Source organism: Lujinxingia vulgaris, from assembly GCF_007997015.1.
GTDB classification, from domain to species: domain Bacteria; phylum Myxococcota_A; class Bradymonadia; order Bradymonadales; family Bradymonadaceae; genus Lujinxingia; species Lujinxingia vulgaris.
Map to the genome: position 1 here is coordinate 235,445 of NZ_VOSM01000002.1, position 19,122 is coordinate 254,566.

At 65.1% G+C, this 19,122-nt stretch carries 15 protein-coding genes; 6 read left to right on the plus strand and 9 right to left on the minus strand.

The annotated features are described in order from the left end of the window. Positions 1-7: 7 nt before the first annotated feature. From FRC98_RS04640 to ggt, 3 genes are all read right to left on the minus strand, one after another. Entirely contained in the window at positions 8-658 is a 651-nt protein-coding gene (locus tag FRC98_RS04640) for a phosphoesterase (protein ID WP_146980132.1), read from the minus strand. A 591-nt stretch (positions 659-1,249) separates the two neighbouring features. Next, entirely contained in the window at positions 1,250-2,647 is a 1,398-nt protein-coding gene (locus FRC98_RS04645) for a serine/threonine protein kinase (protein ID WP_146980133.1), read from the minus strand. A 2-nt stretch (positions 2,648-2,649) separates the two neighbouring features. Continuing rightward, on the minus strand, positions 2,650-4,422 hold the full coding sequence (gene ggt / locus FRC98_RS04650; RefSeq protein ID WP_230467270.1) for a gamma-glutamyltransferase: 1,773 nt from the start codon (positions 4,420-4,422) through the stop codon (positions 2,650-2,652). A gap of 150 nt (positions 4,423-4,572) precedes the next feature. Between ggt and FRC98_RS04655 the strand changes: the two genes are divergently transcribed. Together FRC98_RS04655 and FRC98_RS04660 are read left to right on the plus strand one after the other, a co-directional pair. Beyond that, positions 4,573-5,250: a TIGR00153 family protein gene (locus FRC98_RS04655; RefSeq protein ID WP_146980135.1), complete on the plus strand. Its 678-nt coding sequence runs from the start codon at positions 4,573-4,575 to the stop codon at positions 5,248-5,250. A 119-nt stretch (positions 5,251-5,369) separates the two neighbouring features. Then, entirely contained in the window at positions 5,370-6,668 is a 1,299-nt protein-coding gene (locus FRC98_RS04660) for an inorganic phosphate transporter (RefSeq protein WP_146980136.1), read from the plus strand. Between the two features lie 48 nt (positions 6,669-6,716). Here FRC98_RS04660 and FRC98_RS04665 read toward each other — a convergent pair whose 3' ends face one another. The 3 genes from FRC98_RS04665 to FRC98_RS04675 form a co-directional block, all read right to left on the minus strand. Beyond that, entirely contained in the window at positions 6,717-7,655 is a 939-nt protein-coding gene (locus tag FRC98_RS04665; protein WP_146980137.1) for a hypothetical protein, read from the minus strand. 155 nt (positions 7,656-7,810) lie between these two features. Then, complete coding sequence (locus tag FRC98_RS04670) at positions 7,811-8,602, minus strand: hypothetical protein (RefSeq protein WP_146980138.1); 792 nt, start codon at positions 8,600-8,602, stop codon at positions 7,811-7,813. After that, on the minus strand, positions 8,590-10,611 hold the full coding sequence (locus tag FRC98_RS04675; protein WP_146980139.1) for a hypothetical protein: 2,022 nt from the start codon (positions 10,609-10,611) through the stop codon (positions 8,590-8,592). Before FRC98_RS04675 ends, FRC98_RS04670 begins: the two co-directional genes overlap by 13 nt. 216 nt (positions 10,612-10,827) lie before the next feature. Here FRC98_RS04675 and FRC98_RS04680 point away from each other — a divergent pair, with 216 nt between their 5' ends. Further along, a complete protein-coding gene (locus FRC98_RS04680; RefSeq protein WP_146980140.1) occupies positions 10,828-11,310 on the plus strand; it encodes a hypothetical protein in 483 nt (160 codons plus the stop codon). Between the two features lie 58 nt (positions 11,311-11,368). Here the strand turns inward: FRC98_RS04680 and FRC98_RS04685 are convergent, their stop codons facing one another. Further along, positions 11,369-11,956, minus strand: coding sequence for an LOG family protein (locus FRC98_RS04685; protein ID WP_146980141.1), 588 nt, complete (start codon positions 11,954-11,956; stop codon positions 11,369-11,371). Positions 11,957-12,269: 313 nt separating this feature from the next. Between FRC98_RS04685 and FRC98_RS04690 the strand changes: the two genes are divergently transcribed. The 3 genes from FRC98_RS04690 to FRC98_RS04700 all read left to right on the plus strand — a co-directional run bounded on the left by FRC98_RS04690 (position 12,270) and on the right by FRC98_RS04700 (position 15,741). Further along, on the plus strand, positions 12,270-12,761 hold the full coding sequence (locus tag FRC98_RS04690; RefSeq protein WP_146980142.1) for a Fur family transcriptional regulator: 492 nt from the start codon (positions 12,270-12,272) through the stop codon (positions 12,759-12,761). A gap of 166 nt (positions 12,762-12,927) precedes the next feature. Continuing rightward, positions 12,928-14,148: an Mrp/NBP35 family ATP-binding protein gene (locus FRC98_RS04695; protein ID WP_146980143.1), complete on the plus strand. Its 1,221-nt coding sequence runs from the start codon at positions 12,928-12,930 to the stop codon at positions 14,146-14,148. A 159-nt stretch (positions 14,149-14,307) separates the two neighbouring features. Beyond that, a complete protein-coding gene (locus tag FRC98_RS04700) occupies positions 14,308-15,741 on the plus strand; it encodes a patatin-like phospholipase family protein (RefSeq protein WP_146980144.1) in 1,434 nt (477 codons plus the stop codon). Here FRC98_RS04700 and FRC98_RS04705 read toward each other — a convergent pair. Together FRC98_RS04705 and glgC are read right to left on the minus strand one after the other, a co-directional pair. Then, complete coding sequence (locus tag FRC98_RS04705) at positions 15,738-17,882, minus strand: glycoside hydrolase family 57 protein (protein WP_146980145.1); 2,145 nt, start codon at positions 17,880-17,882, stop codon at positions 15,738-15,740. The genes FRC98_RS04700 and FRC98_RS04705 overlap by 4 nt on opposite strands. Continuing rightward, positions 17,879-19,117, minus strand: coding sequence for a glucose-1-phosphate adenylyltransferase (glgC, locus tag FRC98_RS04710; RefSeq protein WP_146980146.1), 1,239 nt, complete (start codon positions 19,115-19,117; stop codon positions 17,879-17,881). Before glgC ends, FRC98_RS04705 begins: the two co-directional genes overlap by 4 nt. Positions 19,118-19,122: the final 5 nt, after the last annotated feature.

Below are 19,122 nucleotides of genomic sequence, written 5' to 3' on the forward strand. Positions count from 1 at the left end.
AGTTGGCTCAGGGCGCGGGGTTGAGCCAGGTGAGCGCCTCGGGGGCGATGAGCTGGCTCCAGCTCTCCAGCCCCGCCATCTTCGCCTGAAGCTCGTCCGGGCCCACCCACTCGCCAACCATTTTGTCGGTCTCACGCACGCGGATCTGATCGGGGCTCCCGACGTGGTAGGCGCTGAAGACCACTCCCAGGTGCACCTTGCCGACCTCGTTGGTGTCGTCGTTGATGAGCCCGCGGTAGGTCAGGGTGAGGGGTTGATCGATGTAGAGCTCTTCGTAGAGCTCCACGAGCATACCGGTCCAGAGGGCGTCGTCGGGGCGATGAAGTTCGGCCGGCGCGTCGCTTGTCTTGTCGCGGGCGATGTGTCCGCCCACGCCCAGCGAGAGCTTGTCATGAAGGCGCGCTTCGCCCTGGGTGGGGAGGCGGCGCAGGCGAAAGAGCTCGGTGTCGTTGTGAACCACCACGTAGGGGATGAGCTGCTTGCGGCTCGGATCGTCTTCGAGAGGCGCCCGCAGCGCCCACTGCAGGCGTCCGGCCAGTTCGGCGTAGTGGCGGGCCTGCGCATCGGGTCGGAAGCCATGCTCAAGCGCGCTGAGGGCTTCGAGCTCGGCGCGGGGGACAAAGGCAATGGTCTCGTCGGCGTAGCGTGCGGGGCTCATCTGGGGGCTCCTGGCGAAGGGGGCGAGGGGGTAGAGACGCGCGAGTTGTGAGGTCGTGATGTGTGGCAGAGGATCGCGCGGGAACTCGGCGCGGGCACTGTGGCCGGGGGCGGGCGGGCTGACAAGGGGCGAGTGGCCGGGGGCTACAGCTTGGTTGGAAAATTCTACCAAGAAAAAAGCGAGGCCCCTGGGAGGGGCCTCGCTTTCTGAGCCGCGTGTGCTCTCGTGTGCGAAGTAAGTAGGAGGGATTTTGGTAGGATTTCCAGGAAGGAAATGGGGTGGGATATCAGGAAGATATGGGGAAGGATGCAACCTACCTCGCACACGACAGAACACGCGGCCTTTCTTGCGTACTCACGATGTAAAACTGAAGCGGCCGGCTTTCTATTCCGAAGAGACTGTAAAGTATCAGTGTTACTGGAACCTGTCACCTTTTGTCTCTGTGCTTCGCGCCTTACGCACTCTAAATTACAGCCGTGGTGGAAAATGTCAACCACACTGTAAAAAATAAATGAAAAAAAACGCCCCCGAGGGCTTCGGGGGCGTTTTCGGGGCGAAAAACAGGGAGGATCGGGCGATCTTACCGGGGGGTTAGCGATCGTCGGGTTGCAGGGTGATTCGCAGATCCTGGCCGGCGAGTGACTCTTCGACGCGCAGATTTTGATCCTGATAGCCCTCCAGGCGCAGCACAAAGTCGACGCCTTGCTGTCCTTCGAAGACATAATCGGTCAGCGCCTGGGGGGTGGCACCCAGGAGGCGCTCCTCGCCGCCCTCGGGGCTCAGGGTGTAGAGGCGGGCGCCGGGGGGCTCGGAGTGAATCTGCAGGCCGGAGGTGAGCACCTGGGCTGTGGGGCCTTCGGGCTCGGTGCTGGCGTCGTCGGCGGGTCTTCCCATGGCGAAGAAGAACCAGCCCAGGTTGGAGAGGATAAAGAGCGCCAGGGCCAGGGTGAGCAGGTAACCGCTGGGTCGCGGAGTGATGGGACCGGTCTGGCGAGGGGTTTCGTAGGCCGGCGCGTGGGTCTCATCGCTTCGATCGGCGGGAGCAACCTCGGTGTTGCGATCGGGCGTGGGGGCGGGGGCCGGCGATGTGGCGGGGGTTGTGTCGGGCTCGGGGCCGTGGACGGCCAGGCGAAGCTCGCGGGCGAAGTCGGCGAGTGAGGGCCAGCGGCGGGCGGGATCGCGCTGGAGGGCGCGGTCGATCACCTCGGAGATCGCCGCTTCGACGCCGAGCTCTTCGAGCGTGGGCGCGGGCTCGGTGGCGATGCGCACGAGCCCTTCGCTGGCGTCGATGGGATCGTCGAAATAGGGGTGCACGCCGCTCAACGCCTTGTAGGCCAGGGCGCCCAGGGCCCATTGATCGGCGGAGGCGCGCGCTGAGGCGGGAAGCTCAGCCTCATCTTCGCGGGCGAAGAGCTCCGGGGCGAAGGCGTCGACAAGATCGGTGGTGAGCGCGGCGTGGGGCAGCGCGCGCAGCTCATCGAGCGTCAGCCCGATGGAAAAGAAGGAGAGGTTGGCGCGCTCAAAGGCCTCGGGGCCTTCGGGAAGTCGCACCCAGCGGGCGGTGAGCCCTCCGTGGAAGAGCTCGCGCTTGTGCGCCCGCTCCAGGATCTCAGCCAGGCGCTCCACAAGTTGCACGACTTCGCCAGGTGGCAGTGTGCCGCGGCGCTCCAGCACCGCGGAGAGCGAGGTGCCCGCCGCACTTTGTTCGATCACAAAGGGGACGCCGCGCTCCAGCTCGCCGAAATCAACGACCGAGAGCACGCCCTCGATGCGGTGGTGGCTTGCGCGCTCGGCGCTGTTGCGGATGCGCTCGATGAGCGCATCTGCGGCGCCGGCCTCCGGGAGGCCCTCAAAGATCACGACCTGCACCGGCAGCCCGAAGGGCTCCTGGGTGGCCGCGTAGCGCGAGAGCAGGCTCTCGGTGCTGATGCGCCGGTCGAGGTGGTAGCGATGCTCCAGCGCCAGGGTGCCGCCTTGAAGGTTCTCCACGATTACTCCGCCTGGGGCTCAATGGGTTCGGTGGTGGTCTGTGGAGCAGCGGGGATGCCGCCTTTGCGCGGATCGCTGACCGCCGTCCAGCTGCCGTCGGGCTGACGCATGATGGCCTGCACCGCGTTGTAGGCGCGGCGGGTCTGCAGCTGATGGCCGCGCTCGACGAGACCCGGGGCGAAGGGGAGGTTGTCGAACTCCACAAAGAGCTGCTCGGGCAACCACTGGTGGTGCATGCGCGGGCCGCTGACCGCGTCGAGAAGATCGCGGCCAAAGATCATGGTGGCGACCATGGTGAAGTAGGTGCCGGTGATGATGGTGGGGCCGCCGCTGCCGCCCAGGCTCATGAAGGGCTCGCCATTTTTGAGCACGAGCGTGGGGCTCATCGAGCTTAAGGGGCGCTTGTCAGGGGCGACGGCGTTTTGCTCGTTGCCCATCAGACCGTAGAGGTTGGGCTGTCCGGGGGCGGTGTTAAAGTCGGCCATCTCGTTGTTGAAGATAAGCCCGAAGTTCGGATCGTAGACCAGTGAGCCGAAGCGAGTGTTAATGGTGGTGGTGCAGGCGAGCATGTTGCCGGCCGCATCGACGACGCTTAAGTGGGAGGTGCCGGGAGGATCGTCGGAGGGGGCGGTCGATCCGTAGGCGTCGATGGGTTTTGTGCTGTTGAGCTCAATGGTCTCTCGGAGCTGGGCGGCGTAATCCTTGGAGATGAGGCGGTCGACGGGGACGTCGACAAAATCGCTGTCGCCCAGGTGGGCGGCGCGGTCGGCGAAGGCATGCTTGAGGGCTTCGACGATCAGGTGAATGGCCGGGGCGTCCCAGGCCTGCGACTCGAGCTCAAAGCCTTCCAGGATATTAAAAGCCTCGATCAGTGCGACGCCGCCCGAGGACGGGGGCGGCATCGAGATGATCTCGAAGTCGTTGTAGGTGCCGGTCACGGGCTGGCGGATGGCGACCTGGTAGCGCTTGAGGTCTTCGAGGGTGAGGATGCCGCCGGCCTCTTGCACTGCTTCAACCGTCGCCTCGGCGATCTCGCCAGTATAAAAGGGTTGCACGCCCTCATCGCGGAGAAGCTGGAGTGCACGGGCCAGGTCTTCGCGCACCAGGATGTCGCCCTCTTCGACGAGGTTGCCGTCCTCGCGGGTGAAGACCGCTTTGAGCTCCGGCCACTCTTCAAGCGTGGGGGCCAGGGTCTGAAGGTGGCGCGCCAGGGTGGCACCCACCGGGTAGCCTTCACTGGCGAGGTTGAGCGCGGGCTCGACGATGCGCTCCCACTCCAGCTCACCGAAGCGGCCGTGCAGCGACCAGATACCGGCGGCTTCGCCCGGCACGCCGACGGCCAGGCCACCGTGGCGGGCGAGCTGCGGATCGGGCTCGCCATCGACCAGGTACATGTCGCGATGGGCGGCTCCCGGTGCGCGCTCGCGGTAGTCGATGACGGTCGTCTCGCCGGTGTCGACCTCGCGGTAGAGGCAGAATCCGCCTCCGCCAAGACCGGAGGCAAAGGGGTTGGTCAGCCCGACAGCGAGCATGGCGGCGGCGCCGGCGTCGGCGGCGTTGCCACCGGCGGCGAGCATGGCGGCGCCGGCCTCCGAGGCCAGCTGGTGATCGGCAGCGACCAGCCCGGCCGAGGAGCGCACCCGATGTTGACTGTAGTCGGGGGGGGCGGGCGCATCAGCGGTCGGCGCGCTTTCCTGCGCCATTGCCGGCAGGCTCAGCCCGCAGAGAAGCAGCGCAATTGTGACGCTGCTGAAACAATCCATCCTTCGAGTCATGATCCATCCACGAGCTTGTTGACAGTCCATAGCGACACTCTATGCTTCGCCGCATCGCCCCGGGGCGAAAAGAAGTTTGATGTGAGAATCGCCAAGTGAAACGCCCGTAAGCGTTTTTTGCCGGTGAACCCTTTCCACCACAGGTAGTCCATGATGGTCCGTTCAATCTTCGGTCTCTTCGCCAAAAGTCCCTTCCCGTATATCCGAGAGATGGCCCACAAGGTCAAGGAGTGCGCCGATGAGGTGCCCGTTCTCTTTGACGCGGTCTTTGAGGGCGACCAGGACAAGGTCAAGGCGATCGCGGAGAACATCAGCCACCTTGAGCACGAGGTGGATGTGGTCAAAACGCGCATCCGCGACAGCCTGCCCAAGACGATCTTCATGTCGGTGGACCGCCGCGACCTGCTCGACGTGCTGGCCTCGCTCGATGCGATCGCCGACAACGCCGAGGATGTGGGCATTCTCTTTACGCTGCGCAAGATGGAGCCGCATCCCGAGCTGGTACCGCAGCTCAAAAAGTTGCTTCGTCGGGTGATGACCACGGTGGATAAGGCCGTGGAGATCGTCGACGCGCTCGAAGTTCTGGCCGATGTCAGCTTCACCGGCCCTGAGGCCGAGCGGGTGCTCTTGATGATCGATGAGCTCAACCGCCTGGAGCACGAGGCCGACCTGGTGCAGGACTCCCTGGCGCGGCTGCTCTTCGGGATGGAAGACGACATCAAGCCCGGAAGCCTGCTGATCTGGAACAAGATCTTTAACAAGGTGGGCGACATGGCCAACGCGGCCGAGAAGATGGGCAACCGCCTGCGCCTGTTCATGTCCAAATAAGTTCTGAGCAATCAACCCGCTGCGCTCCGGACTTCGGCGCGCAGCCCGCTGCCCCGGCCCGACCTTGTGAGGTGGGCCGGGCAGTGATCAGCGAACCGTAGTACCAGGAGCGTAACTCCATGGGTGTGGAACTGATCCTCTGGGTGGCCATTGCGTTTGGCTTTTATATGGCGTGGAGCATCGGCGCCAACGACGCGGCCAACGCCATGGGCACCAGCGTCGGCTCGAAGGCCATCTCGTTTAAAGAGGCGGTGATCATCGCCGCGATCTTCGAGTTTTCAGGCGCGTTTATCGCCGGTGCGTCGGTCACTGACACGATGCGCCGCGGCATCATCGATCCTCTTCTTTTCAACGACGCGGCGGTGGTGGGCACGCCGGAGGGCTCGACGCTCTTTATGCTGGGGATGCTCGCTGCGCTGATCTCGGCGGCGGTCTGGTTGCACCTGGCGGCGATGCTGGGCTGGCCGGTCTCCACCACGCACTCGATCGTGGGTGCCATTACCGGCTTTGGCCTGGTGTCGGTGGGGCCTGCGTACATTCAGTGGGGCACGCTTGCCAAGATCGTGAGCAGCTGGGCTGTGAGCCCGCTGACGGGCGGGATTCTGGCGTTTTTGGTCTTCTCGCTTGTGCGAAAGATGATCTTCGATGCGGATAACCCGGTGGCGGCGGTCAAGCGCTGGAGCCCGGTGCTGGTCTTCCCGGTGTTTCTGGTGCTGGGGCTTGTGATCTTTGTGAAGGGCATGCCCGGCGTTGACCTGGAGTCGTACGGCATTGGCGTCGCCGAGATCTGGATGCTCTCAGCGCTGGTCGGTGTGGTGGGCTCGCTGGTGAGCTGGCTCTTTGTGCGCAAGATCGAGGAGCCTTCCGGCGATGATCGCGACCTGCACGTGGCGCGGGTTGAGAAGGTGTTTCGCTACCTGCAGATTGCCACGGCCTGTTTTGTGGCCTTTGCGCACGGCTCCAACGATGTGGCCAACTCCATCGGTCCGCTGGCGGCGATTGTGGGCACCTTCAATGAGGGCGCGATCACCGCGAAGGTTCCCGTGCCGACCTGGGTGCTCTTGCTGGGCGGGCTGGGGATTGTGATCGGTCTTGCGACTTACGGCTACAAGGTCATTGAGACCATCGGTACCAAGATCACCGAGATCACGCCCTCGCGCGGGTTTGCCGCGGAGTTCGGTGCGGCCTCCACGATCCTGATGGGAAGCTGGCTGGGCCTGCCGATTTCCACCACGCACACGGTTGTGGGCGCGGTGATCGGCGTGGGTTTTGCGCGCGGGATGACGGCGCTTAACCTGGGCATCATCTGGAATATCGTGAAGTCGTGGGTCTACACCCTGCCGGTGGCCGGTGGCTCCACGATCCTCATCTACCTGGGCATGAAGGCGGCCTACTCGGCCTTTATCTCGCCACTTTAAGCTAGCGAACGACCCGGCGCCCTCAGAGAGCGCCGGGCTAAAGAACGCTCAGACGTCGTCGATCCAGGCGTCGATACGCTCGTTGTTCAGGGGAGAGATCCCCCGGGCAGCGAGCGTTTGTTTTAAGGGCTCGGTGTGCAGCAAAAAGTCGTGATCGCTTAAGCCCTGCTGGACCTCGCGCTGGTAGTCGCGGGTCTCGAAGTAGGCGCGCAGACGCTCGGAGATGGGGTAGACCATCAGCTGCTGAAACCAGTCAAAGGGCTCTTTGGTGGGGGCGTTTTTATTCTCGACCATCTCCCAGTAGAGCCCCCAGGAGGAGGCCGCTACCGAGCCTGCGGCCTGGGGCATCACATCGCGGCAGAGCGCCAGAAAAGCCCCCTGCCAGTAGGGGTCGAAGTGGCGAAACTCCTCGCTGTAGAAGATCGCGTTATGAAAGTAAGAGGGGACGGTGACGAGCGCGGCCAGCTCCAGGCGCTGGCAGACGTTTCGAAGAAGCTCCAGAACCTGGGGGCCGACGCCCAGCCCCGGGTAGCGCTGGCCGGGAAGGGGAGGGCGTTCGGGGCTGAAGCCGGCGCCGGGGTGTTGCAGAAGCAGCCACTCGATGTTGAGCACGGGCACGTGGGTGGTGGGCTGGTCGCCCAGGCCCGGGGCCTGCAAAAAGTCGCGGCGCACCACAAGCTCGACCAGCGGGGCGTCGCAGGGGGGCTGCTTGCTCCAGATGCGCAACATGTGTTCGTCGGGGTCGTCGGTGCGCAGCTCCAGGCGACGGTCGCGAAAGCCGATGCGCTCGAGATCACGCATAAATCCGTACTTCTCCAGCGCGATGCGCAGGCCGTCCTCGGTGTAGAAGCCCAGCCAGAGCTCATCGTCCTGGCCGAAGAGGTCGGGCAGGGCGCTGAGCTCATCGAGACCGGCCGAGCCCTGCTGCAACTCGGTGCGGGTGAGCAGGGTGTAGATCTCTTCGTAGCGTTCTCGAAAGCGCGTCATCTGGAGGCCGGGGGGCACAGATCGAAGGGGCATCGGGCGGAGGTGGCGAAGAAGCGGGCCCGGGGAGATGTCGTAGAGTGACTGCGCGCAAGTATAGGTGCGGCGGGGCCGGGTGCCAAGCCGGCCGGCTCAGGGCGCTGTTTCAGGGGGGCGATTCAGGGCGCCGGGGGAAGCGCCACGTACACCGGTGAGCCGAAGGCTCCGAGGTGGGGGGCGGGCCGGGCCGCATCGACGTGCTGCGCGATATAGGCGTAGGCCTCGCCAGGGCGAGCGTTGCGGTCGAGGTAGGTGCCGCCGGTGGGGGGCTCGATGGCCGCCAGGGGCTCCCAGGATGCGGGGGATTCCGGGGCGTTTGAGGCCAGATTCCGGCGCATCAGGCGCACGCCCCACCCTCCAGATGGCTCCCAGCGCAGCCTTACGCCCGCAGGTGTGGCTTCTGCCTGCAGGTTGGCAGGTGGGGGCGGCAGCTCCCTGGAGCTCGTCTCAAGGCCTGTGGCGAGCTCCCAGGGGCCCTCGCTGCCGGGCGCCACCGCCAGGGTGTAGCGCAGATCGGGGCAGCCGATCCCGCGAGGATCGCGCAGCTCCAGCGCGCCGCGCTCCCAGGCGTCGCGCTGCGTCGCGTTGAGCGTAAGTTCGTAGAGTGGCGTCGCGGGCGACTCGCCACAGACGCGCTCCAGACGAAGCGCACCGGGCGCGGGTGTTTGCGCCGGGACGATGCGCAGAAAAAGCCCCTGTTCGGTGACGCGCTCCACGCTCAGCGTGACGGTCTCCGTCGGCGGGGGGGCGACCGGCGCGCGCAGCGCGGCGCATCCCCACACTGTTGCGCTCACGGCGACCAGGGCGACGACGAGCGCCGCCAGGCGCACCTTTGCACGTGCGCCAAACGCAGCGCGACGCGCCTTAAAGGGCGCGTCGCGGCGAGGGGGCTTCGGGATTAAAACTTCCACATCAGGCGGCCCTGAAGCGTCCAGGCGAGGCCCGGATCGACCGCTTCGCCGAAGGGGCCCAGGTCGCCGTAGTGATTAAAGCGCGGGCGGTCGACCTCGGCGGCCAGGCCGGCGAAGGGGAAGAGCACGCCGGCGTCGATGGCGGCCAGGAAGGTGTCCGTGGCCAGGTAGCGCAGCGAGGCGTCGAACTCCAGCCCCAGCCACGGCTCGCCGGAGGGGGTACCGGCAGCGTTAAGCGCGCGCGAGGCGATGGCGTCGAGCTGAAACTCCATGCGCTGCAGCCCGCTGTCCAGGAAGGTCGCCATCACGTAGGGGTTGGCGTAGGTGGCGTTGGTGACCGTGCCGATGACCTCGCGGAAGAGGATCAGGTCGAGGTGGTAGTCGGGGCTAAAGCGCATAAAGTCGAGCTGGGCGGCGGCGTCTTCGCCGTAGCCCCAGTTGGGGCTGTCGCCACCGGTGGCCATCCCGGCGTTAAGACCGAAGGTGACCGGGCCGCCGAAGTAGAACTCCGACTCCAGCGCCAGCCCGAACTGCGTGACGGATTTGGAGGTGGTGTTGCCCTCGGCGTCGGTGGAGCAGGCCGCCGGGTTGTTCTCACGGGCGCCTTCATCGAAGCAGTTGACGCTGCCGGTCCGGTCGGGGTCGAAGCCGACGGCGGCCGCGGTGGTGTTGTCGACGCTGCCGAAGATGCCCAGCGCTTCGAGCTCCACCCGGATGCGCCGATCGTCGGCAGGCTCCCAGAGCATCTGGCCCCAGAGGTCGGCCGAGTAGATGTCCAGCCCGCGGTAGGTCAGCTCCGGGGGAGCGACGGTGTTGAGGCCGTTTTCATCGATGTTGGCCTGGGCCTGCTTGTGGCGACCGCTGACGTAGAGACCGCCGTTAAAGACGGGGCGACGCGTGGTGTAGAGGGCGTGGGCCTGGCGCTCACGATCGGCGCGGCTGATCGGTGCGCGCCAGACCTGAGCGGTCCACTGGTGGGTGCCGTCGAGGCGGCTGATCTCGTAGGGGGTGCCGTGATCAAAGCCCAGCGAGTCGCTGGTGAGGCCGGCGCCGGCGAAGTCGTAGGCGGCGAGCACGTTGAAGTTCCAGAGGCTGGTGCGCAGCGAGACGCGGTCGACAACGTCACCGAAGTCGCAATCGTCGCAGTCTCCACCGTTGGCGAAGATGCCCAGACCCCAGTCATTGAGCATGCGGCCGGCCGAGAGGGTGCCGAAGAAGGCGTCGACTTCCCCGTAGGCCTGGCGCACGCGCAGAAGTGAGGAGGCGCCGCTGTAGCCGCCGAGCACGCGGGAATCGGCGCCGGGCATGCCCTCGACGAAGTAGCTGTGGCGCGGATCGGCGCCCAGCGCGATGTTGTCGAGAAGATCGGCCTCGGTGTGTACCCGCAGCGTCTCGGAGATGTGGAAGGTCGGCGCCAGGCGCAGGCGCAGGTCGGTCGTCCAGAGGTTGCTCGCTTCCGGGTTGGCCGGCGCGTCCGCGGGGCTGACCGTCTCCAGCGGCGGGAGCACTGCGGAGGTGCCACCGGTGCCCAGGTCAAATCCGAAGCGGGCGCGGCTGCGGGTGCGCAAGTGGCCGGAGACCTCCACATAGGGGAAGCTCGCCAGGGGAGTGAGGCGGTCGAGCATGGCGTCGTCGATGGCCTCGGCCGGCACAAACTCGATGTCTTCGGCGATCTCGTCGAAGTCGGAGAAGTCGTCCTCAGGCCAGTCGTCGCCCTGATCATCGTCGGAGGGCGCGTCGGCGGGTTGCTCCACCAGGACCGGCGTCTCATCGGCCGGGGCCTCCTCGGCTTCTTCGGCAGAAATCGGCTCCGCATCTTCGGCGGCGTCGGCCTCCTCGTTCGGCGTCTCTTCGCTCGGCGTCTCTTCCTCGGAGGCATCTTCGGCAGCGTCGACCTCCTCGTCCGACGGAGTGTCGTCGGCGGCGGGAGCCTGGGAGGGCGCCGGGGGCTCACCTGCGGCGTCTTCCTGGGCGACCAGAGAGGAGGGCAGGGCCAGAGCCAGAATCAAACATGCACCAGAGAGCGATCGCGAGCATTTCATGGGAAGCCTATCAAGCCGAACAGGGAAAAATTCCACAGCCAAGGGGGGCGGACGCTAGCACGCACCTATAAGGGGGTCAAGGTAGCCGCTGGGGCGCTAAATTGAAGGACGAAGCGGGGTGGTTACCTTCAGAAAAAGCCCAATAAACAGATGCCCACCACAGGGTCATGGCCAGGAGCGAGTATGGAGATAATCTGGACGCAGGCGGTGCTCGCCGGGGTGGTGGGTGTGGCGCTGATGACGATGGCGATGGTCGCCGGGCGAGTGATGGGGCTATCGACCGATATGGTGCGGGCGATTGGTTTGCTCTTTTTGCCCGATCGCGACCACTACGTTGTCTATCTGATCGGGATCACAGTGCACCTGATCATGGGGGCGATCTTCGGTGTGCTCTATGCGGTGTTGCTTTCGGCGGTGGGGGCGGTCGGGGTGTTAGGCGCGGCAGCAGCCTGGGGAGCGTTCTTTGGCGCGCTGCACGGAGTGGTCGTCGGCGCCGGACTGGGACTTTTGCCGGCGGTGCATCCACGCATGGGGAGTGGTGAGGTGCTGAGCGCGCCGGGCTTTTTCGGTCGTAATATCGGGGTGGGGATGCCCGTTTTCCTGATCATCCTGCACATCATCTACGGCATCGTGGCGGCGGTGGTGTACAGCGTTGGCGTGACCTGAGTCTCATTTCGCCGGGTTCAACTTTCCCCCCGAAGATGCGTGCGTTGCCGTGCGCTGCTTAGATCTCGGTGCGGTCCATCCAGATTTGAGTCAGCGGCCACTCGAAGGCCTCCATCTTATCGAGCAGGGCGTTCGGGTCGGCGTCGACAAGCAGCAGGTCGAGATGTTCGGCTTTGAGAAAGCCGCTCTCTACCGCGTGTTTAAGGAAGGTGAGGAAGGGATCAAAATACCCCTCAAGGTTGAGCAGCCCGATGGGGCGGCGGTGGATGCCCAGCTGCGACCAGGTGATCACCTCGCAGAGCTCTTCCAGCGTGCCCATGCCGCCGGGCATGGCGATGAAGGCCTGGCTTTTCTCGATCATCATCGCCTTTCGCTCGTGCATGCTCCCCACCATATGCAACTCATTGAGGCCGGGGTGACCCGCCTCTTTGGTGGCAAGTCCGCGGGGCAGGATGCCGATGGCCTGGCCACCGGCGTCGAGTACTGCGTCGGCGACGGCGCCCATCATTCCAAAGCGGGAGCCGCCATAGACCAGCGCGCTGCCCCGCGCGGCCATTGCCTCCCCCATGGCCCGGGCCCCTTTCAGGAAGCGGGGGTTGGTGCCGGGGCTTGAACCGCAATAGACACAGATGGCCGAGAGAGACATGCGCACACTCCTGAGTGGTGTTGAAGGGATCTGGCGAAGCGCCACTCCCGTCGATGTAACGCGGGTGTGGCGAGGTGTCGAGGGTCTGAGTCTGGAGCAGGCCGAAATGGCCGGCCGGGGATGGGTGTTGTCACCGGGCGAGCGTTTGCGTAGATTGCGCAGGCGGAGCGCGCTTCTCCCGCAGTTGCGGGCGCTAAATCAAGACTCCGATTCAGAAATCGGGCGCGGGCATCCATTCCCGGTCCGCCATCGGCTTTGCACACCTTAAGGTGCGAGCCGTGGTCCGTTCATCATCTACCCCAGGCAAAGTATCGTGGCTGAGCAGTCGTTAGAGGAGCGAGAGGCCCGCGTGGCCGAGGCGATGGAGGCATTCTCCGAGCGCCTTCAGGAGGCCGGGCTCAAGTCGACCAAGCAGCGTGACGTGATCGTCGAGCGCTTCTTCTGGCTCGACAAACATATCAGCGCGGACGAGCTTCTGGAGGACGTGCGTGAGCATCAGCCGCGCATAGGCTATGCGACGGTCTACCGCACGTTGAAGTTGCTGGTGGAGCAGGGCTTTGCGCTGCCCAAGGATTTTGGCGACGGGCAGACGCGCTACGATCCGATCCACAATCAGGATCCGCAGCACGACCACCTCATCTGCGTGGACTGCCGCAAGATCATCGAATTCAACGACGACGGGCTCAACGAGCGCATCCAGGCCATCGCCGAGAAGATGCAGTACCAGGTGCGGCGAAAGAAGATCGAGCTCTACGCCGAGTGCCAGATCCCGGCCTGCCCGAACCATCCCGATCAGAGCGCCTGAGGGCGCGTTATCCCCCTATAACTTCGAAGTATTGAATCGGTCGCCGGGGTGCTTAGGTCCGCCCCGCTTGCGGAGCTCTTTTCCAGGGGCTTCCGGCCAGCGACCGCGGTGCCGCGCAAGGGCGCGCGCCAGCGGCGGCCAGATTCCAACCTTTTCCGAGGCATGCATGAAAGACGATTTTTCGATCAAAGGTGAAGTGATCGCAGCGCTTGAAGGCGTCGAAGATCCGGGCCAGGGCGGCAAGAACATCGTGGATACCCACCTGGTTGAGCAGGTCGAGGTGAAAGCGGGCGTGGCCGACATCACGCTGGTGATGCCCAAGGGGCGCGCACGTGAGGAGCGTTTCACGATTGAGGATGCGGTCTACGATAAGGTCGAGGCGATTGACGGCGTGCTCGAGGTTAAGGTCAAGACGATGACCCCGCAGGCGCTGGAGCGCGAGCAGAATGGCGAGCCGGCCCCGGCCCCGTCCGCCCAGCCGGCGGCAGCACCCGCGGCGCGTCCTGCCGCCGGCAAGGCTTCGCCGGCCGCCCAGCCCCAGGCTGCGCCTTCGGCGCCGATCGAAGGCGTGGGCAAGGTCATCGCCGTGGCCTCCGGTAAGGGCGGCGTGGGCAAGTCCACCGTCGCGGTGAACCTGGCGCTGGCGCTGCAGAAGATCGGCCACCGCGTGGGTCTTCTCGACGTGGATATCTACGGTCCCTCGCTGCCTACGTTGCTGGGCATCTCCGGGCGCCCGGCGGTGAGCAACCGCCGCATCCTCCCGATGGAGGCCGACGGGCTGCGCGTGATGAGCCTGGGCTTTTTGATGGATGAAGATACTCCGGTGATCTGGCGCGGGCCGATTGTCACGGGAATCATCCGCCAGTTCTTGCGCGACGTGGACTGGAGCGGGCTCGATTACCTGATCGTCGACATGCCGCCGGGAACCGGTGATGCGCAGCTGGCGCTTGCGCAGACGGTGCCGGTCGATGGCGCGGTGATCGTGACCACCCCGTCGGACCTCTCGCTGATCGATGCGGCGCGCGGGCTGCAGATGTTCAAGACCCTCAATGTGGAGGTGATGGGCATCGTGACCAACATGTCGAAGTTCATCGTGCCCTCGACCAAAGAGGAGTTCTTCATCTTCGGCAATCCCGCCGAGGTGGCCAAAGAGGCCGAGCGTCTGGAGACGCCGGTGCTCGGCGAGATCCCGCTCGACCTGACGGTGCGCGAAGGCGGTGACGCCGGGCGCCCGGTCGTGGTGGGGCAGCCGGATAGCCCGGTGACCGAGGCCTTTGTGGAACTCGCGACGAAGGTTGCCGAGCTCAAGCCCCCGCACGCCGATGGCGAGGGCGGCGAGGGTGCGGAGCAGCCCAAGAAAGGGCTCTTCTCCTTCCTGAAAAGCTAAGTAAAAAGAGGCGAAGGCCCGCTCCAGGAGCGGGCCTTCGCGTTGTGGTGAAAATCTCTTTGCCAGGATCGGCCCGAGCGCCGATAATCTGCGCCGGCGCTCCTGCGCCGGCGTTGGTCATTGAGGTACCAGCGAGCACCATGCGAGAGCGAGTGGCGTTTGAGTCGATACGGTCGACATTTTGTGCGGGTTCGCGAGCTCAAGGATTTTGAGCAGCGCTTTATCAGGCTGATCGTCGATCAACCCAACGTCCTGCACGTGCGCCATCAGGCGCTCTTTCGCTATGCGGCGGCGCTCGGGCAGATGAACCTCTTTCGCACCCCGGTGGGCAATGACATCTCGCTGAGCGAAGACGTCGACGCGCTGCGCCGCTGGATGGTGGAGTCGCTCGTGCCGCTCTTGCCGGAGACTGGCGAGGTGCGGGTGGATGCCCTGCGCGAGATAGCCCCGGTGGTGGCGATGCGCGTCGACCAGACCCGCTCGCAGCTTTTGACACGTCATTCGAGCACGTTCGGGGCGGAACACCTGGACGCGGAGCTGCGCCAGAAGCGCCTGGTGCTGGTGCTCGGCGGCGGGGGCGGTGCGGGGCTTGTGCACCTGGGCACGTTTGCGATGCTCAAGGAGCTGGGCATCACCCCGGAGCTTATTGTGGGAAGTTCCATGGGTAGCCTGCTGGGGCTTGTGCGGGCGATTGACCGCAGCTACGACCCGGTCTCGGTCGCCCTGGCGATGCCCAAAAACCTCGACTACAACACGCTCTTTCGGCCCTTCACCGGGTACTCGCGCTTTGGGTTTCCGGGGGCGTTTCACCTCAACATCATGCGCCTTGCGCGCGAGATGTTTCAGGAGCTGCTGGGGAGCGGGATGCCGCGTTTTGACGATCTTCCCATCAAGCTGGAGATCGTGGCCACCGGGGTTCGCAAAGGCTTTCACTTCGATGACCGCGAGTACGAGCAGTCTGGCGAGGAGGGCATGACGCCGCTGGCGCTGCGGCGCAAGCTCAAGCTCTTTTTTGGCGCGGTGCGCCAGCTCTCCAAAAACCCGCGCCTGCTCACCCAGGTGGTCTTCGGGTCGGAGCCGGGCACGGAGCATTTTCCGGTGATTGAGGCCGCGGGCTTTAGCTGCTCGGTGCCCGGGCTCTTGCATTTTGACGTCTTCCATGACGACCCGGAGACGATCGGGCCGCTGGAGAGCGTGTTTGCGCGCCATCAGCTCTTGCGCCTCTGCGACGGCGGGGTGGTCAACAACGTGCCCTCGAAGGTGGCCTGGGAGTCGGTGCAGCGGGGCTCGGTGGGCTCGCGCAACGCGCAGATCCTCTCGTTTGATGCGTTTGCGCCCCTCTCTACGGGGCGAAATCTGATCTGGATTCCCATCCAGCAGATCGCGCGGCCGGCGGTGGTGGCAAATATGCCCTACGCCTCGTTTCATAAGACCTTTCGCACCCCGCCGAGCCCGCTGCAGATCATCGTCAACAGCTACTCCAAGCTCAAGCGCATCATCGAAGGCGCGCGCGAGGAGCTGGAGGCCGATGTGCCCTACATCCGCGAGTCGATGCGGGAGTTGCCGCCTTACGGCACCTGGGAGATCGGCTAGACGAACCAGTCGTCTGGCGAGGCAGAGAGATCCATCTTGAGGGGATGCTCGGCGGGAATGAGGCGAAGTTCGTGCGAGCCGTCGAAGACCGCGATGCGCAGGTCGATCTTTTGCGCAGCAGAGCAGTTCAGGGCTTTGCGAGAAAGCGCGAGCTCCCAGCACTGAGCATAGGCCCAGTCGGTGAGCGGGGTCGTGGCGAGGGGGCTTTGCGCCCGAGGCTGGCCGTGAAAGTCGGGGTGCAGCGCGATGGTCGATGTGGTCTGACCGCAGGTCAGGCGGAGCTCGAGGTGCAGGTGATCTCGGAGGTCGGGGCCCGGGTCGACGCGCACAAAGATCTGCTCGGCGTTGAGGCCGTAGAGGATCTGGTCGACGTAGCGCGTGGTCTCAAACATCGCGCCGTAGCCGCTGCGGGGCAGATAAGAGCCGGCGCCCTCCCAGTCAAAAAAGCCACCGCGCCGCCCGTCGATGCGCGGGTGAATGGGGTGGGTCGGGGCGCGGTGTGCGGCGACGGCGGCCTTGCCGCCCTCACCCTCGTTTAAGGGGTGATGCAGGCGCGAGGGAGGTTCCTCGCCCAGCAAGGTGTAGACGTGGCGCAGGAGCGCGCGAAAGATGCTGTCGAAGAGCGCGTCCTGCTCCGAGCTGAAATCGTCGCCGTACCACCAGAACCAGTCGGAGCCCTGGGCCATCATCAGCGCCTGGTGGGCGCGCCGCCAGGACTTAAGCGCCTGTGCATCTTCCGCGTCGGGTTGGGGTTGGCCCTCGAACCAGCGCGTGGCGTTGCCCAGAAGCTCCCAGGCGAGGTTGGTCTCGGGGTGGCCGATCCAGATCTGGTAGTTGCCCAGGATCCAGGAGCCGGAGTGGAGGCGCTCAAGCTGCCCCGAACGAGCGCCCTGGCGGAGGTGGTCGTCGGGGGTGGAGGGCGTCAAGAAGGCGTGCTCGCGCAGGCGATCGTAGAGGGCCTGCAGAAAGGGGCGGCCATCGTCGGGGTAATGCTCCCAGGGGTTTTCGCCGTCGAGGATGATCGCGGCCATGGGGCGAGGGTTCTCATCACGGTGGGCGGCGCGGGCAATGCCTTCGAGCGCGCCGATAAGATCGTTGGCGGCGTCGTCGGCGCTCATATGGGCGTAGGAGAAGCCCAGGCGGTCGCTCAGGCCGTGATCGCGAAAGAAGAGGGCGACATTAGGAGCCTGGTTCAGCCGCCAGGAGCGCCAGAGGTCGCGGTCGCGCTCAAAGTCACACGACCCGTTGAGGATCGCTTCATCGCTTGCGATCCAGCGCACGCCCGCTTCTTCAAAGAGCGCGACGGCCTCCGGGGAGACCGAGCCCTCGGAGGGCCACATGCCGCTCGGGCGTCGTCCGAAGATCGCCTCGGCGTACGCCAGGGCCTCCTGGATGTGGCGACGCGCGTCATCGGGGGCCTGCAGCCGGGGCGGGGTGGGGCGATCGGGGGTGGCGCGCAGCGCGGCGTCGGTGTCGATGAGCAGGGGCACAATCGGGTGGAACATCGGTGTGAGGCTCACCTCGATCTGGCCGCGCTCCCAGAGGTCGCGGTAGAGGGGTAGCACCCGCGCCATAATCTCGAGGTGAAGATCGAGAAGCGCCTGGCGATCTTCCCGGCTGAAGTCGCGGCCCTGGTCGCGCCAGGCGCGCAGCTGCGGGTACTCCTCCTGCGCGGCAAAGCCGCACCAGGCCAGGTTGAAGAGCATCTGCAGGTCGCCAAACTCACCCGGACCCCACTCCCGGGCACAGACCTCCTCGCCGCGCTCCTGTCGCGCGTCGAGGAGTTCGGCGTAGCGCGGGAGGCTGCGCACCCCGTGGGGGTGATTGAGGCTGAAGAAATGATGCACGATCGCGAGCCGGTCGCTCGCGCTGAGCTCCTCCAGAGAGGCTCGTGAGAGGTGCCACCAGCGGTCGCGGCGGCCGCCCTCCACCCACTCCTGAAGTTGCAGAAGCAGGCTCCCGGAGAAGTTAAAGGTCGCGCGCATCTGCGGGTTTTCGGCCATCAGCCAGGCCATGTCGAAGTAGGACTTGAGCGCGTGCAGGCGCACCCAGGGGAGCTCAAAATCCCCCTCATCGCCCACCCCGTAGTAGGGCTGGTGCATATGCCAGATAAAGAGCACATCGAGCGCCGGGCTGCTCATGCCTCGAACTCATAGCCCTTGGGCACCACCACGACACCCCTGTCGCTGATCGGGAAGCGGGCGCGGTCTTGCTCCTCGTCAAAGCCGATCACGGTATCCGGCGGGATCACCACGCCTTTCTCAATGATCGCCTTGCGGATGCGCGCGCGGCGGCCCACCTCGACCTGCTCAAAGAGCACCGAGTCTTCGATGCTGGAGTAGGAGTTGACGCGCACACGCTGAAAGAGCACCGAGTTGCGGATGGTGCCCCCGGAGACGATGCAGCCCTCGGCGACAATGGAGTTGATGGCCTGGCCGACGCGGTTTGTGGCCGGGTCGTCGTGCACGAATTTCGCCGGCGGGTAGTGCTGGTAGTACGTGCGAATGGGCCAGCGCCGGTTGTAGAGGTCGAACTCCGGGGCCACGCTGATCAGATCCATCGACGACTCCCAGTACGCATCGATGGTGCCCACGTCTCGCCAGTAGCTGCGCTCGCGCTCGGATTGGCCGGGGACATCGTTGGTGGAGAAGTCGTAGACGAAGGTGGCCTGGTGGCCGGAGCGCACCATGTTGGTGATGATGTTTTTGCCAAAATCATGCGCGCTGCCCTCATCGTGGGCGTCACGGATGATCTCTTCGACCAGGCTGGGGGTTTTGAAGATGTAGTTGCCCATCGAGGCCAGACACCAGCCGGGGCGGCCGGGGATCTCGCGGGGCTCTTCGGGTTTTTCGGCAAAGCCGATGATGCGGTGGTCGCGGTCGATCTCCAGGATGCCAAAGGCGCGGCCCTGCTCCACGGGCACCGGGATGGCGGCCACGGTCAGATCGGCGTCTTTCTTGCGGTGGAAGTCGAGCATCTGACGAACATCCATCTTGTAGATGTTGTCGCCGCCGAACACGCAGACATCGTTGGGCTCCTCATCGTAGATGAGGTTGAGGTTCTGATAGATGGCGTCGGCGCTGCCCTGGAACCACTGCGGGCCGCGGCGCTGCTGGGCGGGCACCGCGTCGATGTAGTGGTCGATGAATTGCGCCAGATGCCAGCCGCGGCTGATGTGGTTGATCAGCGAGTCGCTTTTGTACTGGGTGAGAACTTTGATCTTGTAGAAGCCGCTGTTGACGAAGTTCGAGAGCACCAAGTCGATGATGCGGTAGCGCCCACCGAAGGGCACCGCCGGTTTGGCGCGGTCGAGAGTCAGCGGTCGCAGGCGCTTGCCTTCGCCGCCTGCCAGGATCATGACGAGCACGTCATTCATAGCGT

Excerpts from the sequence above, each read along its gene's own strand:
- FRC98_RS04655 (WP_146980135.1), top strand. The coding sequence starts at position 4,573 with ATGATGGTCCGTTCAATCTTCGGTCTCTTCGCCAAAAGTCCCTTCCCG.
- FRC98_RS04705 (WP_146980145.1), bottom strand. The coding sequence starts at position 17,882 with ATGAGCAGCCCGGCGCTCGATGTGCTCTTTATCTGGCATATGCACCAG.
- glgC (WP_146980146.1), bottom strand. The coding sequence starts at position 19,117 with ATGAATGACGTGCTCGTCATGATCCTGGCAGGCGGCGAAGGCAAGCGC.
- FRC98_RS04680 (WP_146980140.1), top strand. The coding sequence starts at position 10,828 with ATGGAGATAATCTGGACGCAGGCGGTGCTCGCCGGGGTGGTGGGTGTG.
- FRC98_RS04695 (WP_146980143.1), top strand. The coding sequence starts at position 12,928 with ATGAAAGACGATTTTTCGATCAAAGGTGAAGTGATCGCAGCGCTTGAA.
- FRC98_RS04640 (WP_146980132.1), bottom strand. The coding sequence starts at position 658 with ATGAGCCCCGCACGCTACGCCGACGAGACCATTGCCTTTGTCCCCCGC.
- ggt (WP_230467270.1), bottom strand. The coding sequence starts at position 4,422 with ATGACTCGAAGGATGGATTGTTTCAGCAGCGTCACAATTGCGCTGCTT.
- FRC98_RS04685 (WP_146980141.1), bottom strand. The coding sequence starts at position 11,956 with ATGTCTCTCTCGGCCATCTGTGTCTATTGCGGTTCAAGCCCCGGCACC.
- FRC98_RS04665 (WP_146980137.1), bottom strand. The coding sequence starts at position 7,655 with ATGACGCGCTTTCGAGAACGCTACGAAGAGATCTACACCCTGCTCACC.
- FRC98_RS04660 (WP_146980136.1), top strand. The coding sequence starts at position 5,370 with ATGGGTGTGGAACTGATCCTCTGGGTGGCCATTGCGTTTGGCTTTTAT.